At 62.0% G+C, this 18,646-nt stretch carries 18 protein-coding genes and 1 pseudogene; 6 read left to right on the top strand and 13 right to left on the bottom strand.

Translation table 11 applies throughout. The features are described from left to right. Nucleotides 1–1,612: pseudogene (locus GRI89_RS17250) on the bottom strand (hypothetical protein); the annotation flags it as partial. A gap of 504 nt (nt 1,613–2,116) precedes the next feature. On the opposite strand from GRI89_RS17250, the gene GRI89_RS17245 reads away from it, so the two are divergent. From GRI89_RS17245 to GRI89_RS17235, 3 genes are read left to right on the top strand one after another with little or no spacing between them, the layout of a single operon-like run. Further along, nucleotides 2,117–3,649, top strand: coding sequence for a TULIP family P47-like protein (locus GRI89_RS17245; protein WP_159798264.1), 1,533 nt, complete (start codon nt 2,117–2,119; stop codon nt 3,647–3,649). Further along, nucleotides 3,646–5,019: a TULIP family P47-like protein gene (locus GRI89_RS17240; RefSeq protein WP_159798262.1), complete on the top strand. Its 1,374-nt coding sequence runs from the start codon at nt 3,646–3,648 to the stop codon at nt 5,017–5,019. Before GRI89_RS17245 ends, GRI89_RS17240 begins: the two co-directional genes overlap by 4 nt. Nucleotides 5,020–5,046: 27 nt before the next feature. Further along, on the top strand, nt 5,047–5,703 hold the full coding sequence (locus tag GRI89_RS17235; RefSeq protein WP_159798260.1) for a PEPxxWA-CTERM sorting domain-containing protein: 657 nt from the start codon (nt 5,047–5,049) through the stop codon (nt 5,701–5,703). Between the two features lie 219 nt (nt 5,704–5,922). On the opposite strand, the gene GRI89_RS17230 is transcribed toward GRI89_RS17235, so the two are convergent. The 8 genes from GRI89_RS17230 to GRI89_RS17195 form a co-directional block, all read right to left on the bottom strand. Next, the gene (locus GRI89_RS17230) at nt 5,923–6,282 is read right to left on the bottom strand and encodes a DoxX family protein (protein ID WP_235913502.1); all 360 of its coding nucleotides are present in this window, start codon (nt 6,280–6,282) and stop codon (nt 5,923–5,925) included. Between the two features lie 125 nt (nt 6,283–6,407). Next, the gene (locus tag GRI89_RS17225; protein ID WP_159798258.1) at nt 6,408–7,139 is read right to left on the bottom strand and encodes an HvfC/BufC N-terminal domain-containing protein; all 732 of its coding nucleotides are present in this window, start codon (nt 7,137–7,139) and stop codon (nt 6,408–6,410) included. Beyond that, the gene (bufB, locus tag GRI89_RS17220) at nt 7,132–7,962 is read right to left on the bottom strand and encodes an MNIO family bufferin maturase (protein WP_159798256.1); all 831 of its coding nucleotides are present in this window, start codon (nt 7,960–7,962) and stop codon (nt 7,132–7,134) included. Before bufB ends, GRI89_RS17225 begins: the two co-directional genes overlap by 8 nt. A 3-nt stretch (nt 7,963–7,965) precedes the next feature. Continuing rightward, complete coding sequence (locus GRI89_RS17215; RefSeq protein WP_159798254.1) at nt 7,966–8,241, bottom strand: BufA1 family periplasmic bufferin-type metallophore; 276 nt, start codon at nt 8,239–8,241, stop codon at nt 7,966–7,968. 107 nt (nt 8,242–8,348) lie between these two features. Continuing rightward, entirely contained in the window at nt 8,349–9,494 is a 1,146-nt protein-coding gene (locus GRI89_RS17210; RefSeq protein ID WP_201290971.1) for a DUF3734 domain-containing protein, read from the bottom strand. A 2-nt stretch (nt 9,495–9,496) separates the two neighbouring features. Continuing rightward, entirely contained in the window at nt 9,497–10,750 is a 1,254-nt protein-coding gene (locus GRI89_RS17205) for an NAD(P)/FAD-dependent oxidoreductase (protein WP_159798250.1), read from the bottom strand. After that, the gene (locus GRI89_RS17200; RefSeq protein WP_159798248.1) at nt 10,747–10,911 is read right to left on the bottom strand and encodes a hypothetical protein; all 165 of its coding nucleotides are present in this window, start codon (nt 10,909–10,911) and stop codon (nt 10,747–10,749) included. The genes GRI89_RS17205 and GRI89_RS17200 overlap by 4 nt, the downstream gene beginning before the upstream one ends. Beyond that, nucleotides 10,908–11,729: a 3-hydroxybutyrate dehydrogenase gene (locus tag GRI89_RS17195; RefSeq protein ID WP_159798246.1), complete on the bottom strand. Its 822-nt coding sequence runs from the start codon at nt 11,727–11,729 to the stop codon at nt 10,908–10,910. Before GRI89_RS17195 ends, GRI89_RS17200 begins: the two co-directional genes overlap by 4 nt. A 236-nt stretch (nt 11,730–11,965) precedes the next feature. Between GRI89_RS17195 and GRI89_RS17190 the strand changes: the two genes are divergently transcribed. Together GRI89_RS17190 and GRI89_RS17185 are read left to right on the top strand one after the other, a co-directional pair. Continuing rightward, entirely contained in the window at nt 11,966–12,415 is a 450-nt protein-coding gene (locus GRI89_RS17190) for a cupin domain-containing protein (protein ID WP_201290970.1), read from the top strand. A gap of 120 nt (nt 12,416–12,535) precedes the next feature. Next, entirely contained in the window at nt 12,536–12,952 is a 417-nt protein-coding gene (locus GRI89_RS17185) for a carboxymuconolactone decarboxylase family protein (protein WP_159798244.1), read from the top strand. On the opposite strand, the gene GRI89_RS17180 is transcribed toward GRI89_RS17185, so the two are convergent. The 4 genes from GRI89_RS17180 to GRI89_RS17165 all read right to left on the bottom strand — a co-directional run bounded on the left by GRI89_RS17180 (nt 12,919) and on the right by GRI89_RS17165 (nt 16,286). Continuing rightward, nucleotides 12,919–13,812, bottom strand: a complete 894-nt coding sequence (locus GRI89_RS17180; protein ID WP_159798242.1) for a LysR family transcriptional regulator — start codon at nt 13,810–13,812, stop codon at nt 12,919–12,921. The two genes, GRI89_RS17185 and GRI89_RS17180, sit on opposite strands and share 34 nt — an antisense overlap. Nucleotides 13,813–13,887: 75 nt before the next feature. Beyond that, nucleotides 13,888–14,778, bottom strand: coding sequence for a LysR family transcriptional regulator (locus tag GRI89_RS17175; protein WP_159798240.1), 891 nt, complete (start codon nt 14,776–14,778; stop codon nt 13,888–13,890). Between the two features lie 75 nt (nt 14,779–14,853). Then, complete coding sequence (locus GRI89_RS17170; protein ID WP_159798238.1) at nt 14,854–15,795, bottom strand: YeeE/YedE thiosulfate transporter family protein; 942 nt, start codon at nt 15,793–15,795, stop codon at nt 14,854–14,856. After that, nucleotides 15,795–16,286 carry a DUF302 domain-containing protein gene (locus GRI89_RS17165; protein WP_159798236.1) on the bottom strand — a complete coding sequence of 164 codons (492 nt, stop codon included), beginning with the start codon at nt 16,284–16,286 and terminating at the stop codon, nt 15,795–15,797. Before GRI89_RS17165 ends, GRI89_RS17170 begins: the two co-directional genes overlap by 1 nt. 499 nt (nt 16,287–16,785) lie before the next feature. Here GRI89_RS17165 and GRI89_RS17160 point away from each other — a divergent pair, with 499 nt between their 5' ends. Next, on the top strand, nt 16,786–18,525 hold the full coding sequence (locus tag GRI89_RS17160; protein WP_159798234.1) for a hypothetical protein: 1,740 nt from the start codon (nt 16,786–16,788) through the stop codon (nt 18,523–18,525). Nucleotides 18,526–18,646: the final 121 nt, after the last annotated feature.

Genomic DNA, 18,646 nt, shown 5'->3' with positions numbered 1-18,646 from the left:
ACACATCGCCGTCAGTCCCGTCGCCCCCAATGGCAACCGAAGAGCTGCCGCTTGCCGTGGCCGAATCGCCAACTGCGGTTGCGTGACTGGCATTAGCGGTGGCGGCAAGGCCGACAGCGACGCCCGAGGCACCAGCCGCCGAAGCGTTGCGCCCCATCGCAATGGCATTGGCGCCTCCGCTCGTAGCAAGATTGCCAATGGCGATGGAATAACTATTACTGGCCAGAGCGTCAGCGCCAAATGCTATTGCCTGAGTGCCAGTCGCTTGCGCACCCAGACTATCTCCGTCACTACTGTCCCCCCCCAACGCTATTGCTCCAAACTGGGACGCACTGGATCGACTGCCAATCGCGATTGCATAATCCCCTGCTGCAGTAGCACTGCGGCCGTATGTCACGGCTCCCATTGCCAATGACTGCGCTCCCTGTCCAACGGCGGTTGTGTCTGATTGATCTGCAATTGTGCTCGTGCCGATTGCTACTGCGGAGGAGCCAAGACCACGTGCTTCGACCCCAAGCGCCACTGCTTGGCTGCCGGTGGCCTGAGCCCCTTCGCCTACCGCAACATTGTTGGCGGTGGTGGCAATCGCGTCATTGCCAATCGCGGTGCCGAAATTGTCGGCCTGCGCGCCCAGCGCATCGCCGTCATTGCTATCGCCGCCGATTGCGAGCGAGCCATTTCCGATAGCGGTCGATAGACCGCCGATCGAGATATTGCCGCTAGCAGTCGCGCTCGAATCTGCGCCGATCGCAATAGCATTCGTACCGCTAGTGGTTGCGCCCTGCGTATTGGCATCGCTAGCGTCGCCGCCGATCGCGATCGAGCCGGTGCCAGTAGCATCGGCATCCTTGCCGATGGCCACCGAATCCGTACTGCGCGATGCGGCTGAGAGGCCGATCGCAACGGATTCATTGGCTGCGCCAAAGGCATCCGCACCGATCGCGACAGATGCTTCGCCTTGAGCTGTCGTGCCGGTGCCGCTGTTGTTATAGTCGTTTCCCAGTGCGACCGCACCGATGCCGCTGCCCGTTACCTTGTTGCCGATTGCCACCGCATTGGTGGCGCTGGCAGAGGCCTGCAGACCGCAGGCGAGCCGGGTGTCGTCGCCGCCTGAATTGGCGCTTAGGTCGGTATCGACGTTGTCGTCGGCATCGCCGTCGTTGCTGGTGTCGAGCAGGCAGTCGTCGGCTTTCGCATTCATAACCGGCGTCAGCGCCGCGATCGAGACGGCACCGGCAAGCAACGCAGCGGTGAGTGCTAGTTTGTTGTAACGCATGATAATCTCCCTTCTAGGTTGGCGCCAACGCACGAGAGAGAGCAGGGAGAGTCCTCGCGCTTCGGCACGAAAAATATAGAAAATTCCCAAATCTACTTTGCGCAACTTCACGGATCGAATGCGCGTGCGACTCCGTCGCCAAAACTTGAGAACGTTTTCACGCACCAGCATCGCGGTCAATTGGCGGCGTAACAATGAGCCGGCTGTGCCTTGAAATCCGGCGATTTCGAATTGTCGTATATCGTTCAGACCGATGACTAGCATGCCCACCGGCGAGTCACTCATTGCATTGAACGTCCGCAACGGGGTCGTTTGCGGAATGTCGACTTTCTGCATCACGCCGACCAAAAGATGGCTGTCCGCATACGACCCACGTCAGGACCTGATTGCCGACCCCTGCGAGTGCCAGGAGCGGACCAGCCCGTAACGACCCAATTCCGGACAATAAGGATAGAATTCCGGTTTGGGTGAAGTTCGCTTTCGAACCAAACTTCCGAAGCCGTTGTTAGTGTTGGGCAACTTCAGCCGGAACTTCCGCGTCCTGTCAGGATCCCTGCGATAGTAGAATGCTCGACGCAGACTGCGAAGCCAATTTAGTAATACTAATGCAGATGCAAGCAATGTCGATGTCATACCGGCATCCTAATTTGTAATTCTTGTATGGGTGACAAATTATCAGGAAGATCATCAAGGCGTTAGATCAGTAGTGACTCTCATAAAGAATCGTAATATGGCTATACATACTATCCACGCAAATCTGTTCAATTTTCGGATCCGAGGGGGTGGATTATGAGAAGTTCTCAGAAATAATTGCACGGTTCTGGTACCAACGGCATAACAATGGGATGGCATACGGTCGCGGCAGTCCGATATGCAGATGTCAACAGGGCAATAACAGCCGAAGGCACAGCCCCCTCGTCGTTCGAGCAATCGGCTTCGGACGGTTCGGCCTCAACCGTGGGAACCTTTGGTTCCTGGCGCCTGACAACTGGAGGGGCAGGAAAGAATCTCAAACTTGAAATCGAGGTGACAGGAGGATCAGTTTCCGTCGTTGGGCAAAATCCGGAAACTCGGAACATTAGTGACTGCGCATTTGATGTGTCAGTTGAAGCCGACTTCATTCCGCAACTAGCAAATGCTTCGGTAAGGGAATTGCGTCTGAGCGGTGGTCAGGCAGTGGAAGTAGGAGATTCGACTCCTAAGAACCCGACCGGCGCCTTCCTGCATACTGCCGCCTTGAAGCAATTGCTGCAGGATTGGCTGACTTTAAACATCGAGGAATTCAACGCAGTCTTTGCCACCCTCAATCTCGATGTGGAATACGAGAACGAAGGACTTAGCTGGCTCAAGCCAAGCCATATCGGATATGCAGTAGCGGAGCCGACCGTCGATCCGACCGAAGAGAATTGCGTATTCGCCGTTCTATGCCTGATTGACGGTGAGACGCCACCAGCGAATATCTCTTACCAGGTCTCGGACTCGGCAATTCCCGATGGCGCAGTTGCGGCGTTCCTGATCTCGCCTGACAAATTTATCGAACATATGATCAAGCCAGCGCTCGCCCACATGTTCAAGGATATCGCTCCCGCCGATGCCGACATCTATTTCGAGATCGACAACGATGGTCGGCGGATTGAAAATATCAAGCAAGTGAGGCTTCCCGACACAAAATTTCCGTGGGGGCAACTTGGAAAGGTGGAGAGCACAAAGAATCCTACTCTCCAGCCGCACAAGTTCTCAATTGAAGTCGACGGCACTCAGTTGGTGATCAATGCCGAGGAAATGCATTTCGACTGGGGAGTAGACCAATGGGTCGACCTCTTTCACGAATGTCGGTCACAATTGGAGTTGCACGACGGCACGAAAATGCTGACCCTGACGACCGAGAACCAGACTGGACATGGGGTTGTCGAAGCGGGGTGGTGGCGAGTTACAGGTGAAGCCGTCCTAATGGTTGTGAGCGCGTTGGTCGGTGCCTTTGCTGGAAAAACCGTGAAGGTAGCCGAAGCCGCTGCCGGGGGCGCGACAACAGCGGCAGAAGTTGCTGGTGAAGAAACAGAAGCAGCCGAAAACGCTGTTGCTACCGAATTGGCAGCTTCGCTTGCTAACGAAGCCGGTGCAGCGAGCGGAATCGGTGCGCGATTCAGGGGTTGGCTAACGACCGGTCTCGCGTCGGTCGGCGGTGGTACACCCCTACCAATCGCTCACCTCATTGCCAGCAAGAAATTCGGTGACGAAATGATGCAAATCGATCCACTTATTTCGGCAGCAATAGACGATACCGTGTCATGGCCCGAAGCGGTCGGCGAATACGCCCTTGCTTCGGCACAATTGAACGACGCCCTGCAGTTCGGCCTTGTCCATAAGCAATGAGCGGGGCGACAGCCACCGCCGACACGAAAGGTTGGGACATCATCTTCGCGTTCCACGTCGACGAAGTGAACGCGGCGATCACGGCAGAAGGGTCTTCGCCGCAATCATTCATGCAGGAAGACGTTGAGGGAAATCGGGTGGAGGGCGACTTCGGTCCCTGGACGCTCGTCCCCGGCGGAGCGGGCCAGCACGTGCGTCTCGCAATCCCACTGCGCCAGTTCGTGTACACCGCCAAGGGAAAGGCCTCTTTCGCTTCGATCGACGGTGAGCTCGCTGTCACAGTGGCGCTCGATATTACCAAAGACCCAGAGGTTAGGGGGCGGCATCACCTCGTACTCGCCGCTGCCGCAGCAGCCGGCAAGCAGCCCGATCTTGAACATGTTGAACTCACACTTCCTGCTTCATCGCTGCAATTTGCCGACAAGCTCGTTTGCCAGACACTTCTCCAAGCGTGGCTAACGGAACACCTTGCCGATTTTGCCCATGTTTTCGCCAGCATCGATCTTTGCCGTAACGCTTCCACGGGCGCTTTCCAGTGGATGCAGCCGACATCGGTCGCCTTCGCCTACACCGATTTCGAAAATGGGAAGGACGGGATACTCGCTCTACTTGCAATGACCGGCAATCGACAGGCCAACGGGCTCTCTCAACAAGTCTCGGCCGCATGCGTGCCTGCTGGCCGGAAAGCGAGCCTTGTCATCTCGAAGGAGCGAGTCATGGCCGAATTCGTCTTTCCGGCGATGCCGGTCATGTTCAAGGGCTCAAAGCGCGGCGATTTCAATTTGAGCGGCGCGTCGGTCACCAAAGATAATGGTCGTGATGTGTCCTTCCCAGTTGAACACGAAGGGAAGAAATATCAGGCGACACTGATGAAACTTCAGTCCCACATCGACCAGACGGAGCTCAGCTTAGAAACGATCACCGATGTTTGGGTTTTGCCGGGTGTAACGGCCCGGACGACCAGCCGGAGCAGGCTCCGCATGCGATTGGAGCACACAAATGCAGGTGCGCAAACACTTGGATTTTATGATGCGCCCGGATCACCAGAAAGTTCGCACGAAATTGTGAAGGCGTTTTGGGTCAAGGTTCTTGATTGGGTATTTCCCATAGTAGCCGCAATTGTCGCAATCGTTCTTGCCTTTCTAAGTTTCGGCACGGCTACTTTTGTGATCGGAATAATCGTTGCGTTCGCGCTTGGCGCCGACATGATCTATGAGAAGGCAAACGAGGGAGATGCACCGGCGATTGGCGCCGCAATAATGGAGGCGACGGCGGCGATCCATTGGCCTTCGCGCACGGGGTTTCGTCTCGAGGACGCGCAATTGCATGGTGCCATGGTGCTCGCTGGGCGCTTTGAAGCCCGTACGTGACATTATCAAGCCCGAGGTGAGCTGGTCATGATGAAGGCGGTATTAGTTGCCATTGCAACCGCATGCTTCGCGGCGCATTCCCCTACACATGCAGCGGTTCTCCTCGACGTGGGTGGCCCTGCCCATACAGGCATGACCCTTCATGCTGGCGAGGCCGGTGCAGCAAGCTTCACCCTCAGTAAGACTGCTAGCAATGTGTCGATCGTGGCCCCGCTATTCTGTCTAGATTGCCAGGGTAGTCTGTGGCTCCACCGCAACTCGATAGGCTCCACAGCGAGTTTCGGCGATGTGATTCAGGCGATGGCTTTCGACGGCGCCACGGGGTCACCCTATTTCACAATAGCTTCGCTCGATCCAGGTCTCTATTTCTTGATTGCGGCGCAAGATGAAGAAGCCAGTGGTACGATCATCTGGCAGGGAAGCGCAACACCATTGATCGCTTCGGGTGGTGCAACTCGCGGGGTCGATTTTTACGCGCAAGAGACAATGCCGTTCGTCCCGTTTTCAGAATTTGGGGTGATTTTCGGCACCAATCTCTCGTTCAAAGTCACTGGTCAACTTGCCTCGTCTGTTCCCGAACCATCTACTTGGGCGCTCTTGCTGCTCGGATTCTTGGTGATTGGATTCGTACTCCGGCGTCACCCAAAAGGCGGAGCAGGTGCTGTCAGAGCAATTGCGCCTTAACCTCTGAGGTTCAGAGAGGTGCTGCTGTCAGTCTCGCTCTTACTGCCGGCTAAGTTCCAGGATCGTCGGAATTTGGCCAAAATTCAGCAAGAGCCGATCGCCCAGAGGAGGGGACGCACGAAACGCGGTTGTCGTTTGATGAGGGGACGGGACGGCCGTTTTCTTCACACGTGCCTGTTGCGCGCGACATCGGTACAGCACGATCCTCAGGATTGGCGATCACAAGATACCTAGTGCTCGATCGAGTGAGACCTTGCCACCGCCCATGGCGATCAGCGGGAGGAGAAGCCCGGCCCAGCTGAGGTGGGTCGGCCAGGCGTCTGGGTATACGAAGATCTCGATCACCATCGTCATGCCGAGCAGCGCCAGCGCGGCGTAGCGGGTGCCGAGGCCGAGGACGAGCAGGATCGGGAACACGTGTTCCGACACTGTGGCGGCGACGGTCGCGATCTTGGTCGGGATCAGTGGCAGCGCGTACTCGTATTCGAAGAGTTCGTAGGCGCTGTCGGTGATCGTGAACCAGCCCTCGACCTTGGTCCTGCCGGACAGGAAAAAGATCGCCGCGGCGCCGAAGCGCATGACCAGCAACAACAGCGACGGTGGCAGGAGCCTGGCCGCGAGATCGGCAAAGCGATCGTGCAGCGAAACGCGTGCAGCACGCGGCGGAGTGGCAACGGTGACCATGGTAGCTTCCATCATGGGAATCATCCCTTCATCTTGAGTGAGGATATCGCGCCGCTGGCGACGAACTTGCGGACCGTGCGGCTGATGTTGGTGGCAGGGTAGAGGCGGCTGGAGGCGAGCTCCGCCTGGCCGACGGTTTCGCCGAGACGGAGGCCGTGGAGGATGCGGTGTTCGCAGGGTCCGATCACGTAGCCGCCGACGGCGCCGGCGCGGCGGGCCATTAGGATGCCCTCGGCCTGCCACTCCGGCTCAATTTCGGACATTTCCGGATCGCGGTGTGCGACCCAAATCGTCGGAGCCGGCATGGCGTACCAGCCGATGCGCGTTGCCGGGTGCAAGGTGACGCGGCACCGCGACCATTCCTCGGCCGTCAGGCGGGCAAGATCCTCGAGGCCGAACTCCGGCGCGTCGGCCGAAAGATGGGCTTCGACGCGCAGCCGGTCGATTGCGGCAACTGAGGGTAGGTAGGGGAGGTCGGCCGCGATGGCATGGTTCCCGAGCCAGTCCGCGAACTCGGCGCCGTAATTGGCGAGGATCGGGCTTTGCGGTGGACAGTCCTCGGCGAAGCGGCCGGCGAGCGCCTCGATGGCCGCGAGGCCGACGATCATCGCGACGGTCGGGAAGCTGTCCACGATCGCGCGCATGGCGCCAAACAGGGAGGTGTTGCGATAAATCGCGAGCGGGGTCCCGACGACATCGCGCGAGTCGATCCGGTCGAGGAATTGCTTCTGGAATGTGGCGAGTTCAGGCATCGACGAGTTCCTTATTGGCAAGGGTTGCCGCAGCGCGGTCGCGCTCGGCCATGAGTTCGGAAAACGGGGGGACGTTGCCGTCGCGCTCGAGCAGGACCGGACGCGGGCCAGTCAGGTCGAGTAGTATGTCGAGGAGGTCCCAGACGCATTCGCCGACGGGCGCATCGTGGCTGTCTATTAAAAGGTCGATGGCCGGATCGGGGTCCTGCGTATGGCCCGCGATGTGTATCTCGGCGATGGCCCAATGCGGTAACGCCATGAGGTAGGCGCCGGCGTCCAGCCCAAGGTTGTAGGCCGCGACGGCGACGTTGTTCACGTCGATCAGAAGGCCGCAGCCCGTGCGCCCCACGATCGCCGCGAGGAAATCTGGCTCGCACCAGTCTGCTTCGATGGGGAGATAATGCGCCGGGTTTTCGATCAGGACCTGTCGGCCCAGCGCGTGCTGGACGATGTCGATGTTTCGGCAGACGCATTCAAGCGCCTCGAAGGTGCGCGGCACCGGCAGCAGGTCGGGCATGCAACGTGTGCCGACGCGCGACCATGCGAGGTGTTCTGAAACGAGGAAGGGATCGAACCGGTCGACCAGCCGCACGAGCGCGGCGAGATGCTCGACGTCGGGGCGTTCGTGGCCGCCGAGCGAAAGGCCCACGCCGTGCAGCGACAGGGGCCGCGCCTCGCGCAGCGCCGAGAGCATCGCCAGGCGCGGACCGCCCGGGACCATGTAGTTCTCGGCGTGAACCTCGAACCAGAGTCCGACCGCCGACGCGGCCAGTGCCTCGTCGAAATGCTCGGGCTTGAAAGCCAGGCCGGCGGTCGGGTCCATGGGTCAGGCCTTCGGGGTGAGCGAGCCGTAGCCCTTGGGGGTCTTGATTTTGGCGCAGGTGCCCTTGGCGACGTACTTCCAGGCATTGCCCTGATAGTCGCGGTGGCTGGTGCCCGCACAGCTCGTGCCCGCGCCGGCGGCGCAGTCGTTCTTGCCGGCGATACTGATGCCGTAGCACTTGTCCTTGTTCGGCTGCGCCTTGACCGGACCAGCGTGGGCCGCCGTGGTGCCGAGCGCCGCAGCAGCGACCGCGGCAATCGCGATATTGAGCTTGTTCATCGTGGTTCCTTTCGAATGGGTCTGAGCACCTCGGGTGCAGTCGGACTTTCGCCGATCCCGCGCCAGCCGTCCGCTACCCAGAGTGCATGGTTTCGATGCATGGCAGGTCATTCGGCCGCGGCAGTGTGGACCATGTGACCGCCCATCGTTTCGTGCAGGACAAAGCCTTCGAGCGGGTCGACTTCCTGCCGCCACGGTGCGGACTCGAGAGCGCGCATGGTGTCGGAGTAACCGGCCTCCCAGCGCGCACCGATCCCGCCGGGGCTGAAATCGATGTCTTTCGAGTGATCCTCGTAGTCGAGTACCGGCGCGAGCAGGCGGATGACATGCATGCGCGTCGGGCAGCCGTAGGCGGCGAGGCCGGCCACTTCCTCGGTCTGGCGCGCCTCGGGCGGGACGAGTGCGGACAGTTCGGAGATTACGTGGCGAAGGCGGTGCAGTTGGCGCTGGCGCTTGATGTGGCTGGCCGAGCGGCTCGAGTACTGGACGTCCTTCTGGCGGTTCATCACCTCCCAGATCGAGCTCGGCTCGGGTCCGTCTGAGTTCCAGATGTGCACCGCGTAGACCATCGAATCACGCCGGGGATTGTCGTCGAAGACGACCTCGACCGGGGTGTTCGAAAGGATCCCGCCGTCCCAGTAGAGTTCACCGTCAATGCGCACCGCGGGGAACGCCGGAGGCAGGGCACCCGAGGCCATCACGTGTTCGAGCGACAGGTTCATGTCGCGCGAATCGAAATAGATCATCTCGCTCGTGGTCACCTTCGAGGCACCGACCGTCAGGCGCACGTCGCCGCCGTTTACGAGGTCGAGATCGACCAGGTCGGACAATGTCTCGCGCATCGGATTGACCGAGTAGTAACCGGCGTCTTCGGCGCCGAGCGGCATGTGGACGCTGGCGAAGGCGAGCGGGTTGGGGCTGAAGAACGCCGGGTTTCCGCCAACGATCGTCGCCGCGTTACGCCACATCGTCGAGAGCGAAGGTGGCAGCATCGATTCGAAGGCATGGCCGTGTTCAACCCGGCGCCAGAATTCGGCGAGCTGCTGCATTCGCCGCTCGGCGGGATTTCCGGCGATGATGGCGGCGTTTATCGCCCCGATCGAGGTGCCGATCACCCAGTCGGGCTCGATCCCGGCTTCGTGCAGCGCCTGATAGACGCCGACCTGGTAGGCGCCCAGCGCACCGCCGCCCTGCAGGACCAGTACCTGCTGGCCGTGGCTGCGCAATTCGTCGCGAAGGCTCGAGCGAGCCATAGTCATTCTCCTTGGTTGGTAGGGGTTGGGCCGCCGGTGATGAGCCGGGCGCCCCGATGGAAAGTGAGGTAGTTCCACAGCCAGCACGCTCCGACCGACAGGCGGTTGCGGAAGCCGACGAGGAAGAAGATGTGCGCCGTGCACCACAGCAGCCAGGCGAGCGCGCCCGACAGCCGCAGGCGGCCCATGTCGATCACCGCGCGGTGGCGACCGATCGTCGCAAGGTTGCCCCAGTCGCGATAGCGGAACGGAATTGAACGGCGCTCAATGATCTGCCGGGCGACATGCTTGCCCTGCTGCTTGGCGACGGGGGCGACGCCGGGCAGGCAGCGGCCATGTTCGTCGGCCAGTGCCGCGGTGTCGCCAATGGCGTAGATGCGGCTCGTGCCGGGCACGCCAAGGTCACGGCGGACGAGGATGCGCCCCGACCGGTCGGCTTCTGCGTCGAGCCACCGCGCGGCGGGGGAGGCCTGCACGCCCGCTGCCCAGATCACCGCGTGGGTGGGAATTTCCCGTCCGGCCACGCGAATGTGGTCCTCGGCGATGGCCTCGACCGGGTTGCCGGTCAGGACGGTCACGCCGAGCTGCTCGATCGCCGCCCGGGCCTTTTGCGAGAGCTGCTCGGGAAAGGCCCCGAGCACGCGTTCCGCCGCCTCGACAAGGTAGACGCGCGAGCAGTGCGGAGTGATGGAACGGAAGTCGCGCGACACCGAGCGGCGCGCCAGTTCGGCAATCGCTCCGGCCATTTCGACGCCGGTCGGACCGGCCCCGATGACGACGAAGGTCAGGAACGCTTGGCGGCGTGCAGGGTCGGTTTCGGTCTCGGCGTGTTCGAGCGCGAGCAGGACCTTGCGCCTGACGGCCGTCGCATCGTCGATGGTCTTGATGCCTGGAGCAAAGCGCGCCCAGTCGTCGCGCCCGAAATAGCTGTGCCGCGCGCCCGTGGCGACGACTAGGCGGTCGTAGGGCACCACGGTGGCGTCCTCGAGACGGACCTGTCGGGCGTCGCGGTCGATGCCAGCCACGTTTCCGAGCACGACACGAGCATTCTTCTGGTCGCGCAGGATCGAGCGGATCGGCGCGGCGATTTCTGCCGGGGAGAGGCCTGCAGTGGCGACCTGGTACAGCAGCGGCTGGAATAGGTGGTGATTGCAACGATCGATCAGCGTCACGTCCACCGGCGCGCGCGCCAATCCACGCGCCGCGGCGAGGCCACCGAAGCCGGCGCCGACAATCACCACGCGTTCGCGGGTCATCCCAGCAGTCCCTGCCTGGCGAGGTCGGCGAGAATGCCGACCAGCGGGCGTTTCGGGGGCTTGCTGCAGGGCGACGCCGGGCAGCATTCGAGGGCGAAGAATGCCGCGAGGTCTGGGCGAAGCGGTCGGTCGAACACCGACGTGGTACGGGCGGCGCTCATTGTGCCACCCACCCGCCGTCGACCGGCAAGGCAATGCCGGTAATCGACTGGCCTGCGTTCGAGCTAAGGAACACGGCAAGCGCGCCGAGCTCCTCGACCGTGGCGAACTTGCGGCTTGGCTGGGCGGCGAGAAGCACATTCTCGATCACCTCCTGACGGCTGATGCCGCGGGCTTTGGCCGTATCCTCGATCTGGTTCTCGACCAGCGGGGTCCAGACGTAGCCCGGACAGATCGCGTTGCAGGTGACGCCGTGCCGCGCGCCCTCAAGGGCGACGGTCTTGGTCAGTCCGACAACGCCGTGCTTGGCGGCGACATAAGCGCTCTTGAACGGCGATGCGACAAGGCCGTGCGCCGATGCGACGTTGATTATTCGGCCCCAGCCGGCGGCCTTCATCGAAGCGAAAGCCGTGCGCGTCGTATGGAACGCGGCGGAGAGATTGAGCGCGAGGATCGCGTCCCACTTCTCGACCGGGAAATCCTCGATCGGGCTGACGTGCTGGATGCCGGCGTTGTTCACCAGGATGTCGATCCGGCCGAAAGTGGCGATGGTGTTTTCGACCAGCATCGCTGCGCCCACCGGGTCGATCAGGTTGGCGCCGTCATAGGTGACGGCCACGCCGTGATCTTCGGCGAGGCGGCTTCTGGTCTGTTCGATTGCCTCGGGATCGCCGAGGCCGTTGATCACGACTTCGGCACCGGCGGCGGCGAAGGCGTTGGCGATGCCGAGACCGATACCGCTGGTCGATCCGGTGACTACGGCTACGCGGCCGGAAAGGGTCTTGGCCGGAGTCAGGGCGGCCATTGGTTGTACGGTCATGGGAATGTCTCCTCTGAACTGATGGTCCGGAGGATGCTCGCGGGCGGGCGGAGACTGAAATGCCGTTCGTGCATGGAAATCATGCCGACAATCGAATGTTGCCGGGCGGCGATGCCCCGTACCTTTCAAGGCGTCACGGGAAGTCGAGCGTACCGGCCCAACCCCACCCCAAGCTGAACTCGGCCCCGACGCGAGCTTCCCGTGACTAAGGTTTCAGATCACGAAGGACACGAGACATGACGAAGACGACCTTTATCGGCGCGCTGCTTGCCGCTTCCGCCAGCATGATGATTGCCACCCCGGCGCTCGCCGGCTCCTGCCCGGCCGGCAAGACCGCCGCCAATCCGCTTACCGATGCGCAGACAATGCCGGTCGGCGTCACCGACGACATCGTCGGCTCGGTCGACCTGCAGAAGGAACTGTCCTTCTCCGACCACGACTTGCGCCTGCGCCGCCTCGTCGTACAGCCCGGCGGTGTGGTTCCGCTGCACAGCCATGCCGGCCGTCCGGCGCTGATCACCGTCGTCTCGGGCGACATCACCGAATACCGCAGCACCTGCTCGGTCGGCATCGACCATCCGGCCGGCGACGTTGCGATGGAATCCGACGGCATCTCGCACTGGTGGCGCAACAACGGTTCGGTTCCCGCCGTCCTGCTGTCGGCGGACGTCAAGGACCGCGACTGATCGAACCCCCCGGGAGAGGCGCTCCTCCCGTCCCATGCTTGGCGCCTTTCCAGCGCGGTGTCCCTTCCTCCCCCAGTCCAGGGACACCGCGCCCCCCTCCCTCAAGATCCCAGGAGCCTAATGCCTGATTCCTATCTCGCCGGTCTCGAAGTGCTGGCGTCCGTCGGCATCGACCAGGACGACTTTCGCAACCGTGCCGCCGAAGTGGCACCCGAGTTCGTCCGGCTGGCGATCGGCTTCACCTATGGCGAGATCTTCAATCGCCCCGGCCTCGACCTCAAGGTCCGCATGCTGGTGGCGATTGCCGCCGGGACCGCGACCGGCACCGCGCCCGGGCAGCTTCGCGAGCACGTCCAGGCCGCGTTGCGGCTCGGCTGGAGCGAGCGCGAAATCATCGAGGTGATGATTCAGACGGCTGCTCATTCGGGCGTCCCCGCCGCGCTAACTGCGCTGACCGACTGCCACGACCTGCTGGCGGTGCGAACGCGCGACAGCGAGTCCTGCTACGACGAGAGTTCCGAGACCGGCCAGGCGTGACCGCGCGCTGCCTTGACGAAGGCGCCGACTGCCGGTGAGTGCGGCCGGCCGCGGACCGTGGCGAGATAGATCGTTCGCGAATAGCCGGGCTCGATCAGCGGGACCGACACGAGTTCGGGATCCGTCACCGCGAACTCGGGAAAGAACCCGAAGCCGAGCCCGGCCTTGATCATGTTCTGGACCCATTCGTCGCGAGGCGAGCTGAAAACCTTCCTCGTGGTCACTCCGCGGCGCATGAAATCGTCGGTCACAAACTGGAAGACCTCGCAATTCGAGCGGCCGACGTAGGGCTGGCCGTCGAGCTCCGCGACCCGGATCGCCTCCTTCTTCGCGAACGGGTGATCGGGCGGGAGGACGATGACGAACTTCTCGCTGAAGACCGGGACCTGGTGAAACTGCTCGGGCAGTTCCTCCGGCACGCCGACGAGGCTGATGTGCAGGTCGCCCTTTTCGAGCCGCTCGATCATGGCCCGCGCCTCGCCGTCAACGACCTGAACCGCGACGTCCGGGTTTTCTGCCTGGAAGCGGACGATCAGGTCTGCGACCAGTTGCGGGCCGATCGTGCACATCGCCCCGAGTGTCAGTGTGACGTTTTCGAGTTTGCGGACGGACTTCGCTGCTTCCTTGGCCGCCCTTGACGATTCCTCGACGCCTTCGAGATAGGGCAACATCATCAACCCGAGCTCGGAGAGGTGTGTGTTGTTGCGTTCACGGTGGAACAGCGGGCCGCCAAGCTCGTGTTCAAGCTGCTGGATCGCCCTCGTGAGCGCCGGCTGGCTCACATTGCATTGCTCTGCCGCGCGGGTGAAGTTCAGAGTCTTCGCCAGGGTAACGAAATAGCGGACCTGCTGCATTTCCATCGGCAGAAACCCTTCAATGGCAGGAGGCGAAACCTATCATCACCGGTAGTCACGGTCCATTTGATTGCCGAATGTTCAGGCAGGTTCGAGTGCCGGCCAGTGATGGCGGCGCGCGGCCTGCACGAATGCGCCGATCGATGGCGAATGCGGTCGCCCGCGGACCGTCGCCATGTAGATAGTCCGGACATAGCCGGGATCGATCAGCGGCCGCACCACGAGGTCGCGATCGGTTACCGAATGCTCTGGGAAAAAGCCGAAGCCGAGCCCGGCTTTGATCATGTTCTGCACCCAGTCGTCGCGCGGCGAGCTGAACACCAGCTTGGGCTCGATGCCGCGGCGCATGAGGTCGTCGCCGACTACCTGCGCCGCATCGCAATGCGTCCGGCTCACGTAAGGCTGGCCGTGAAGGTCGGCAACGCGCACCGCGTTGCGCTCGGCCCACGGATGGCCCGGAGGCAGCAAGACGACGTATCGCTCGGAGAAGATCGGCAGCAGGTGCAAGTGATCCGGCAGTTCGCCCGGCCCGCCCACCAGGCTGATGTGAAGGTCACCCTTGTCGAGCGCCTCAATCATCGCGCGGCAGTCACCATCGATCACCGACAGTTCGACGTCGGGGTGCTCGGACTGGAATCGCACGAGCAGGTCGGAAACGACCTTGGGCGCGATCGTACACATGGCGCCGAGCGTCATGGTCACGTTCTCGAGCTTCTGCGCCTCGCGCGCGGCACGCTTCGCGGCATGGGCCGAAGCTTCGACGCTCTCGAGAAAGGGACGCATCATCTGGCCGAGCTCGGACAGGTGCGTGTTGTTGCGTTCGCGGTGGAACAGCGGACCGCCCAGCTCGTGCTCGAGCTGCTGGATCGCCCGCGTCAGCGCTGGCTGGCTGACGTTGCACTGCTCGGCGGCGCGCGTGAAATTGAGCGTTTTCGCGAGCGCGACGAAGTATCGGACCTGCTGCATCTCCATCGATGAAATTCCCCAAGGGTCCTGCCGCGATTTTATCACCGGCGCAGGGGTCGGTCCACGGACACGATTGAACGATCAGGCGCGTGCAAAAGATTGAAAACGCGTTGAAATCCAAATAACCGCCGCGATGGTCAACGCCATCGCCGTTACCGCTACCCAGGCGTGTGGCAGTAACAGCGGCAGGCCGAGCATGATGAGCCCGTCATTGCTCCCTGGCACCAGTGCGGCGCCGACGCCCATCATCGCGCCTCCGGAAAGGCAGCGAAGGACGACCGCCGGTTTGGGCGTCTCCCAGCGCGCCACGCCGGCAATCCGGCCGCCGAGTATCGCCCCGGCGAACAGCGCCGCGACCATGACCCCGCGCAGGGCGAACCTGGGATTCATTACGGTCATCGGCCGTGCCAGTGCGGCGAGCGCATCTGTATAGGCCCACGCGCCGACGGCCAGCATCGTCGTGACGAAGGTGAAGGCGATCAGCAGAGTCGCGCGATGCGGGTGCCAAAGGTGCTTCAACGGAGCCCCCGATCGGACTGTCTCGACGATGCGCCAGCCGAGGAGGCCCACGAAGCCCAGCGCGACGAGGCCGGGGAACGCAAACGGCAACTGCGTCCCGCTCGGCTCGGCGCGACTGATGGGAAGGAGGCAGCCGAGGAAGAAGCCGACCGGAGTCGCCAGCCAGCCCCATTGCCCGTTGCCGATGCGCGCGACCGACCCGAACACGCAGGCGCGATTCACCCAGGCGCCCAGGCCGAGCAGGACGCCGCCGGCCACTGTGGCGCCGGTTGGGGCGTATCGCGCCGGCATCGTGCCGAACCACCCGCTGAGCTGGGCACAGGCGACCAGTCCGCCGACCCAGATGGCCGCCTCGGCAAGCGCTCCGGCACGCCCGAACCGGCGTTGCGTGAGCGCTTCGTCGACTGCGGCAACCATGCAGGTCGCGCCGCGCTGGATGGCAAGGCCCATCAGCGCGGCGGACAGGAGGGCGACGGCGAGCGCTGCAATGGCCGCGCCCGACATTACTTAGCCGTTGCGGCGGTCGCGATGGAGGCCGCGACTTCGCTCGCCATCTTGAACTGCGGGCCCTTGTCACTGATCGCGTAGCGGTCGGCGATGTAGGCAAAGTCGGTCCAGGCTACGTAGACGCTGCCGTCGGCTTCCTCGATCACCAGCATGCGGACCGGCCAGTCGAGACCGGAGTAGCGGTTCGACTGGAGGAATTGCACGCCGAGCGGAGGATTGCCGAACAGGACAAGCGTCGAACGGCCCAGATCGAGCTCGGCCGAAGCGCCGAGACCCGACTGGTCTATCGTGTCGAAATAGCGAATGCCCTTGGCCTGGACATCGGCTTTTAGCCGGGCGAGCGTTTCGTCGAAGCTGTTCGCACTGTGCAGCCGGACGACACCTGCGGCGCTCGGAACGGCTGCCGGTTGCTCGGCAAAGGATGTTGAGGGCGTCGCCACGGCCGCAAGGGCCAGTGCGGCGAGAATGGAACGCGTGAAAGTGAGCATCTGGGTCTCCATCGGCAAGAATTGCTTCGTGCTTCTGGAGGCCGGGCCGAAACTTTGGAAATCGCCCTTCTTCATCGGTTCCATAACGACCGCGCATGCAGACAAACGCCGCAAGAATGGCCAATGGCCCACGACGTCAGGTCGGAAGGCTCGTCGCTACGTCCGCTACTGGGTCTTTGGCAGACTGTCCGTTAGAGCCGACCACGCGCCCGAATGCCGACAGTCCTTTTCCGGCCCAATTTCTGCCAGCCGTGGAGGACTGAGATTGAGGGGAAAAGCGATCATTCCAGTCCCAAGCCGAAGACTTTGACCTGTCTGGAAACGCCGGACGGTTCATTTGCTCTGATAAGACCCGGCGGCCTAATCATCTGATCCAAACAGCACAAATTGTTATGTGCGCGCCAACTTTAGCAATATGTTCGGGACCATGACCAAGAGGAAGGGGTCGCGTTTCCTACCGAACCGCTTGCCAGCCGTCTCAAACCGCTGGGCCGGACCATTGCGTCTTGCCTGGTTCGCGACACTTAGCTTTTCCGTTCTCTTAACACTGGCCGGAACGGTCTTTGCTCTCCGTGACACATACCACTACGGCCTGCCGTTTGAGCGCGCAGGCCTGACTGCGCAGTTCGAAGGTGATGGCTCCATTACCGTTCAATCGATGAACGGGGCCGAGGGGCTCGATTTCGTTATTCCGCCTATGTCCCGCATCGTCTCAGTCGATGGACGGGCGGTGTTAGCCGACACACGCTACTGGATCCTTTCGGATCGTCTAGACCGGCCACTAGGCCTGCAAGTTTCATTCACTATCAAAGACCCCGGGGGCAAAGTTGCGCGCCATGTCGTCTCCACGTCCGAGAGCTATCGCGAATCCATAGACGACGACGCACCGATCGGCCGCGACGTACGCTTTTCCATACGACTGGCAACTTCGCTGCTGACCTGCCTGGCGCTCATTTCATGTGGAGTATTGCTTTTCGTGCGGAGGCCGCACGATCCTGTCGCACTGCTTTTTTCATTCAGTTTCCTGCTGTTTGCCGGAGTGATCGATCCCGCGCTCCAACTGTGGATTGTTCTTGGACTCGGTACCGTGCTCGACTGCTTGGCAGCGCTGGCCTGGATACCACTTGTCCTGGGCATCGCCACTTTCCCCGATGGCCGCTTCGTACCCCGAATACTCAAGATGCTGATCCTTGCAGCTCCGGCCCTGGCAATAGTTCAGGTGCCGGACAGCATCCCGCTCTGGCTTTCCGCGCTGGTCGCGTACGTTCTTCCGGTAGGGTTACTCCTGTCGCAGGCCATTCGTTTCCGCAAATATGAACCGGGCATAGAGCGGCAGCAGATCAAGTGGGCAGCATACGGTTTCGGCATCGGAATGCTGCTGGTCGCCGCCGCATTCATTATCTTTCCGCTGATTTCGCCGCTTGATCCCTCTTTTCCTCTCTGGGGCCTCGGAATCGTACTGCTGTTCAACCTTGGCTTTGTCTCGATCGCGGCCGGTCTGCTTGTCTCGCTGATCCGCTTCCGGCTGTGGGAAGCCGACCGCGTGATCAGTCGTTCCGCCATTGCGGCTATAGTCACGTTGGCCGTGGGCATCCTTTGGACATTGGGAATGGACGTGGTCAAGACGCTGGTCGAACGTGCATTCGGGAGGGACAGCGAGCTTGTCGCAACGATGACGGGGGCATTGCTCGCCGCGGGAATTTTCGCGCCGACCCAGGCCATCGCCCAGAAATGGGCTACGCGCCGGCTCGGTAAGGAACTGACGCTGATTCGCAAACTGATCGAGCGACTGGCAATTTGGCGAACCTCAGAGACACCCGATGAAATCGCCCAACGTGCGCTGTCGGCCATTGCGGGAGCGACCCATGCAGGTTCTTCCGCGATCCTCATCGATACACCAAGGGGACAAGCGCTGCTCGCTTCGCGCGACATCGCCGATCCTGAAGCACTCGTCGCTGCGGGGCAGCATCCCGAAACTGACGGGCGATTTCCCATCGCGCTGCCGCTGGAGGACGAAGACGGCCCTGTCGGTTGGCTGCTTGCTGGAACCCGCAGCGACCGAAATCGGTACAACGCCCATGAAATGGAAGGCTTTCGCTTGGTCACCGAGCCGCTTGCCGAAGCATTGCGCGCGGCCCGCAAGCGGTCCCAGGAAAGCGAGAAATTACTGCAAATGCTTGGCACGGTGGAGGAGCGACTTGCTCGGCTCGAAGACCCCGCCCCGCCGCGACCGGCTTAGCGGGCCAAATAGGCGAACTCGTCGGGTTCTATCGAATCTGCCCCGAGGAGGCGGCTGAAAGGTGCTGTCAGAGCAAATGCACCGACTCGTAACGGGGTCGAGGTAGGGCAGGGTGATGCCT

The sequence above is a fragment of the Croceibacterium salegens genome (assembly GCF_009827435.1).
Classification (GTDB): domain Bacteria; phylum Pseudomonadota; class Alphaproteobacteria; order Sphingomonadales; family Sphingomonadaceae; genus Croceibacterium_B; species Croceibacterium_B salegens.
This window is presented reverse-complemented; position numbering and strand designations above follow the sequence as displayed.

Bases quoted from the DNA above. Each gene is read 5' to 3' on its own strand.
- GRI89_RS17245 (WP_159798264.1), top strand. From the start codon at position 2,117: ATGGGATGGCATACGGTCGCGGCAGTCCGATATGCAGATGTCAACAGG.
- GRI89_RS17240 (WP_159798262.1), top strand. From the start codon at position 3,646: ATGAGCGGGGCGACAGCCACCGCCGACACGAAAGGTTGGGACATCATC.
- GRI89_RS17235 (WP_159798260.1), top strand. From the start codon at position 5,047: ATGATGAAGGCGGTATTAGTTGCCATTGCAACCGCATGCTTCGCGGCG.
- GRI89_RS17230 (WP_235913502.1), bottom strand. From the start codon at position 6,282: ATGCGCTTCGGCGCCGCGGCGATCTTTTTCCTGTCCGGCAGGACCAAG.
- GRI89_RS17225 (WP_159798258.1), bottom strand. From the start codon at position 7,139: ATGCCTGAACTCGCCACATTCCAGAAGCAATTCCTCGACCGGATCGAC.
- bufB (WP_159798256.1), bottom strand. From the start codon at position 7,962: ATGGACCCGACCGCCGGCCTGGCTTTCAAGCCCGAGCATTTCGACGAG.
- GRI89_RS17215 (WP_159798254.1), bottom strand. From the start codon at position 8,241: ATGAACAAGCTCAATATCGCGATTGCCGCGGTCGCTGCTGCGGCGCTC.
- GRI89_RS17210 (WP_201290971.1), bottom strand. From the start codon at position 9,494: ATGGCTCGCTCGAGCCTTCGCGACGAATTGCGCAGCCACGGCCAGCAG.
- GRI89_RS17205 (WP_159798250.1), bottom strand. From the start codon at position 10,750: ATGACCCGCGAACGCGTGGTGATTGTCGGCGCCGGCTTCGGTGGCCTC.
- GRI89_RS17200 (WP_159798248.1), bottom strand. From the start codon at position 10,911: ATGAGCGCCGCCCGTACCACGTCGGTGTTCGACCGACCGCTTCGCCCA.
- GRI89_RS17195 (WP_159798246.1), bottom strand. From the start codon at position 11,729: ATGACCGTACAACCAATGGCCGCCCTGACTCCGGCCAAGACCCTTTCC.
- GRI89_RS17190 (WP_201290970.1), top strand. From the start codon at position 11,966: ATGACGAAGACGACCTTTATCGGCGCGCTGCTTGCCGCTTCCGCCAGC.
- GRI89_RS17185 (WP_159798244.1), top strand. From the start codon at position 12,536: ATGCCTGATTCCTATCTCGCCGGTCTCGAAGTGCTGGCGTCCGTCGGC.
- GRI89_RS17180 (WP_159798242.1), bottom strand. From the start codon at position 13,812: ATGGAAATGCAGCAGGTCCGCTATTTCGTTACCCTGGCGAAGACTCTG.
- GRI89_RS17175 (WP_159798240.1), bottom strand. From the start codon at position 14,778: ATGGAGATGCAGCAGGTCCGATACTTCGTCGCGCTCGCGAAAACGCTC.
- GRI89_RS17170 (WP_159798238.1), bottom strand. From the start codon at position 15,795: ATGTCGGGCGCGGCCATTGCAGCGCTCGCCGTCGCCCTCCTGTCCGCC.
- GRI89_RS17165 (WP_159798236.1), bottom strand. From the start codon at position 16,286: ATGCTCACTTTCACGCGTTCCATTCTCGCCGCACTGGCCCTTGCGGCC.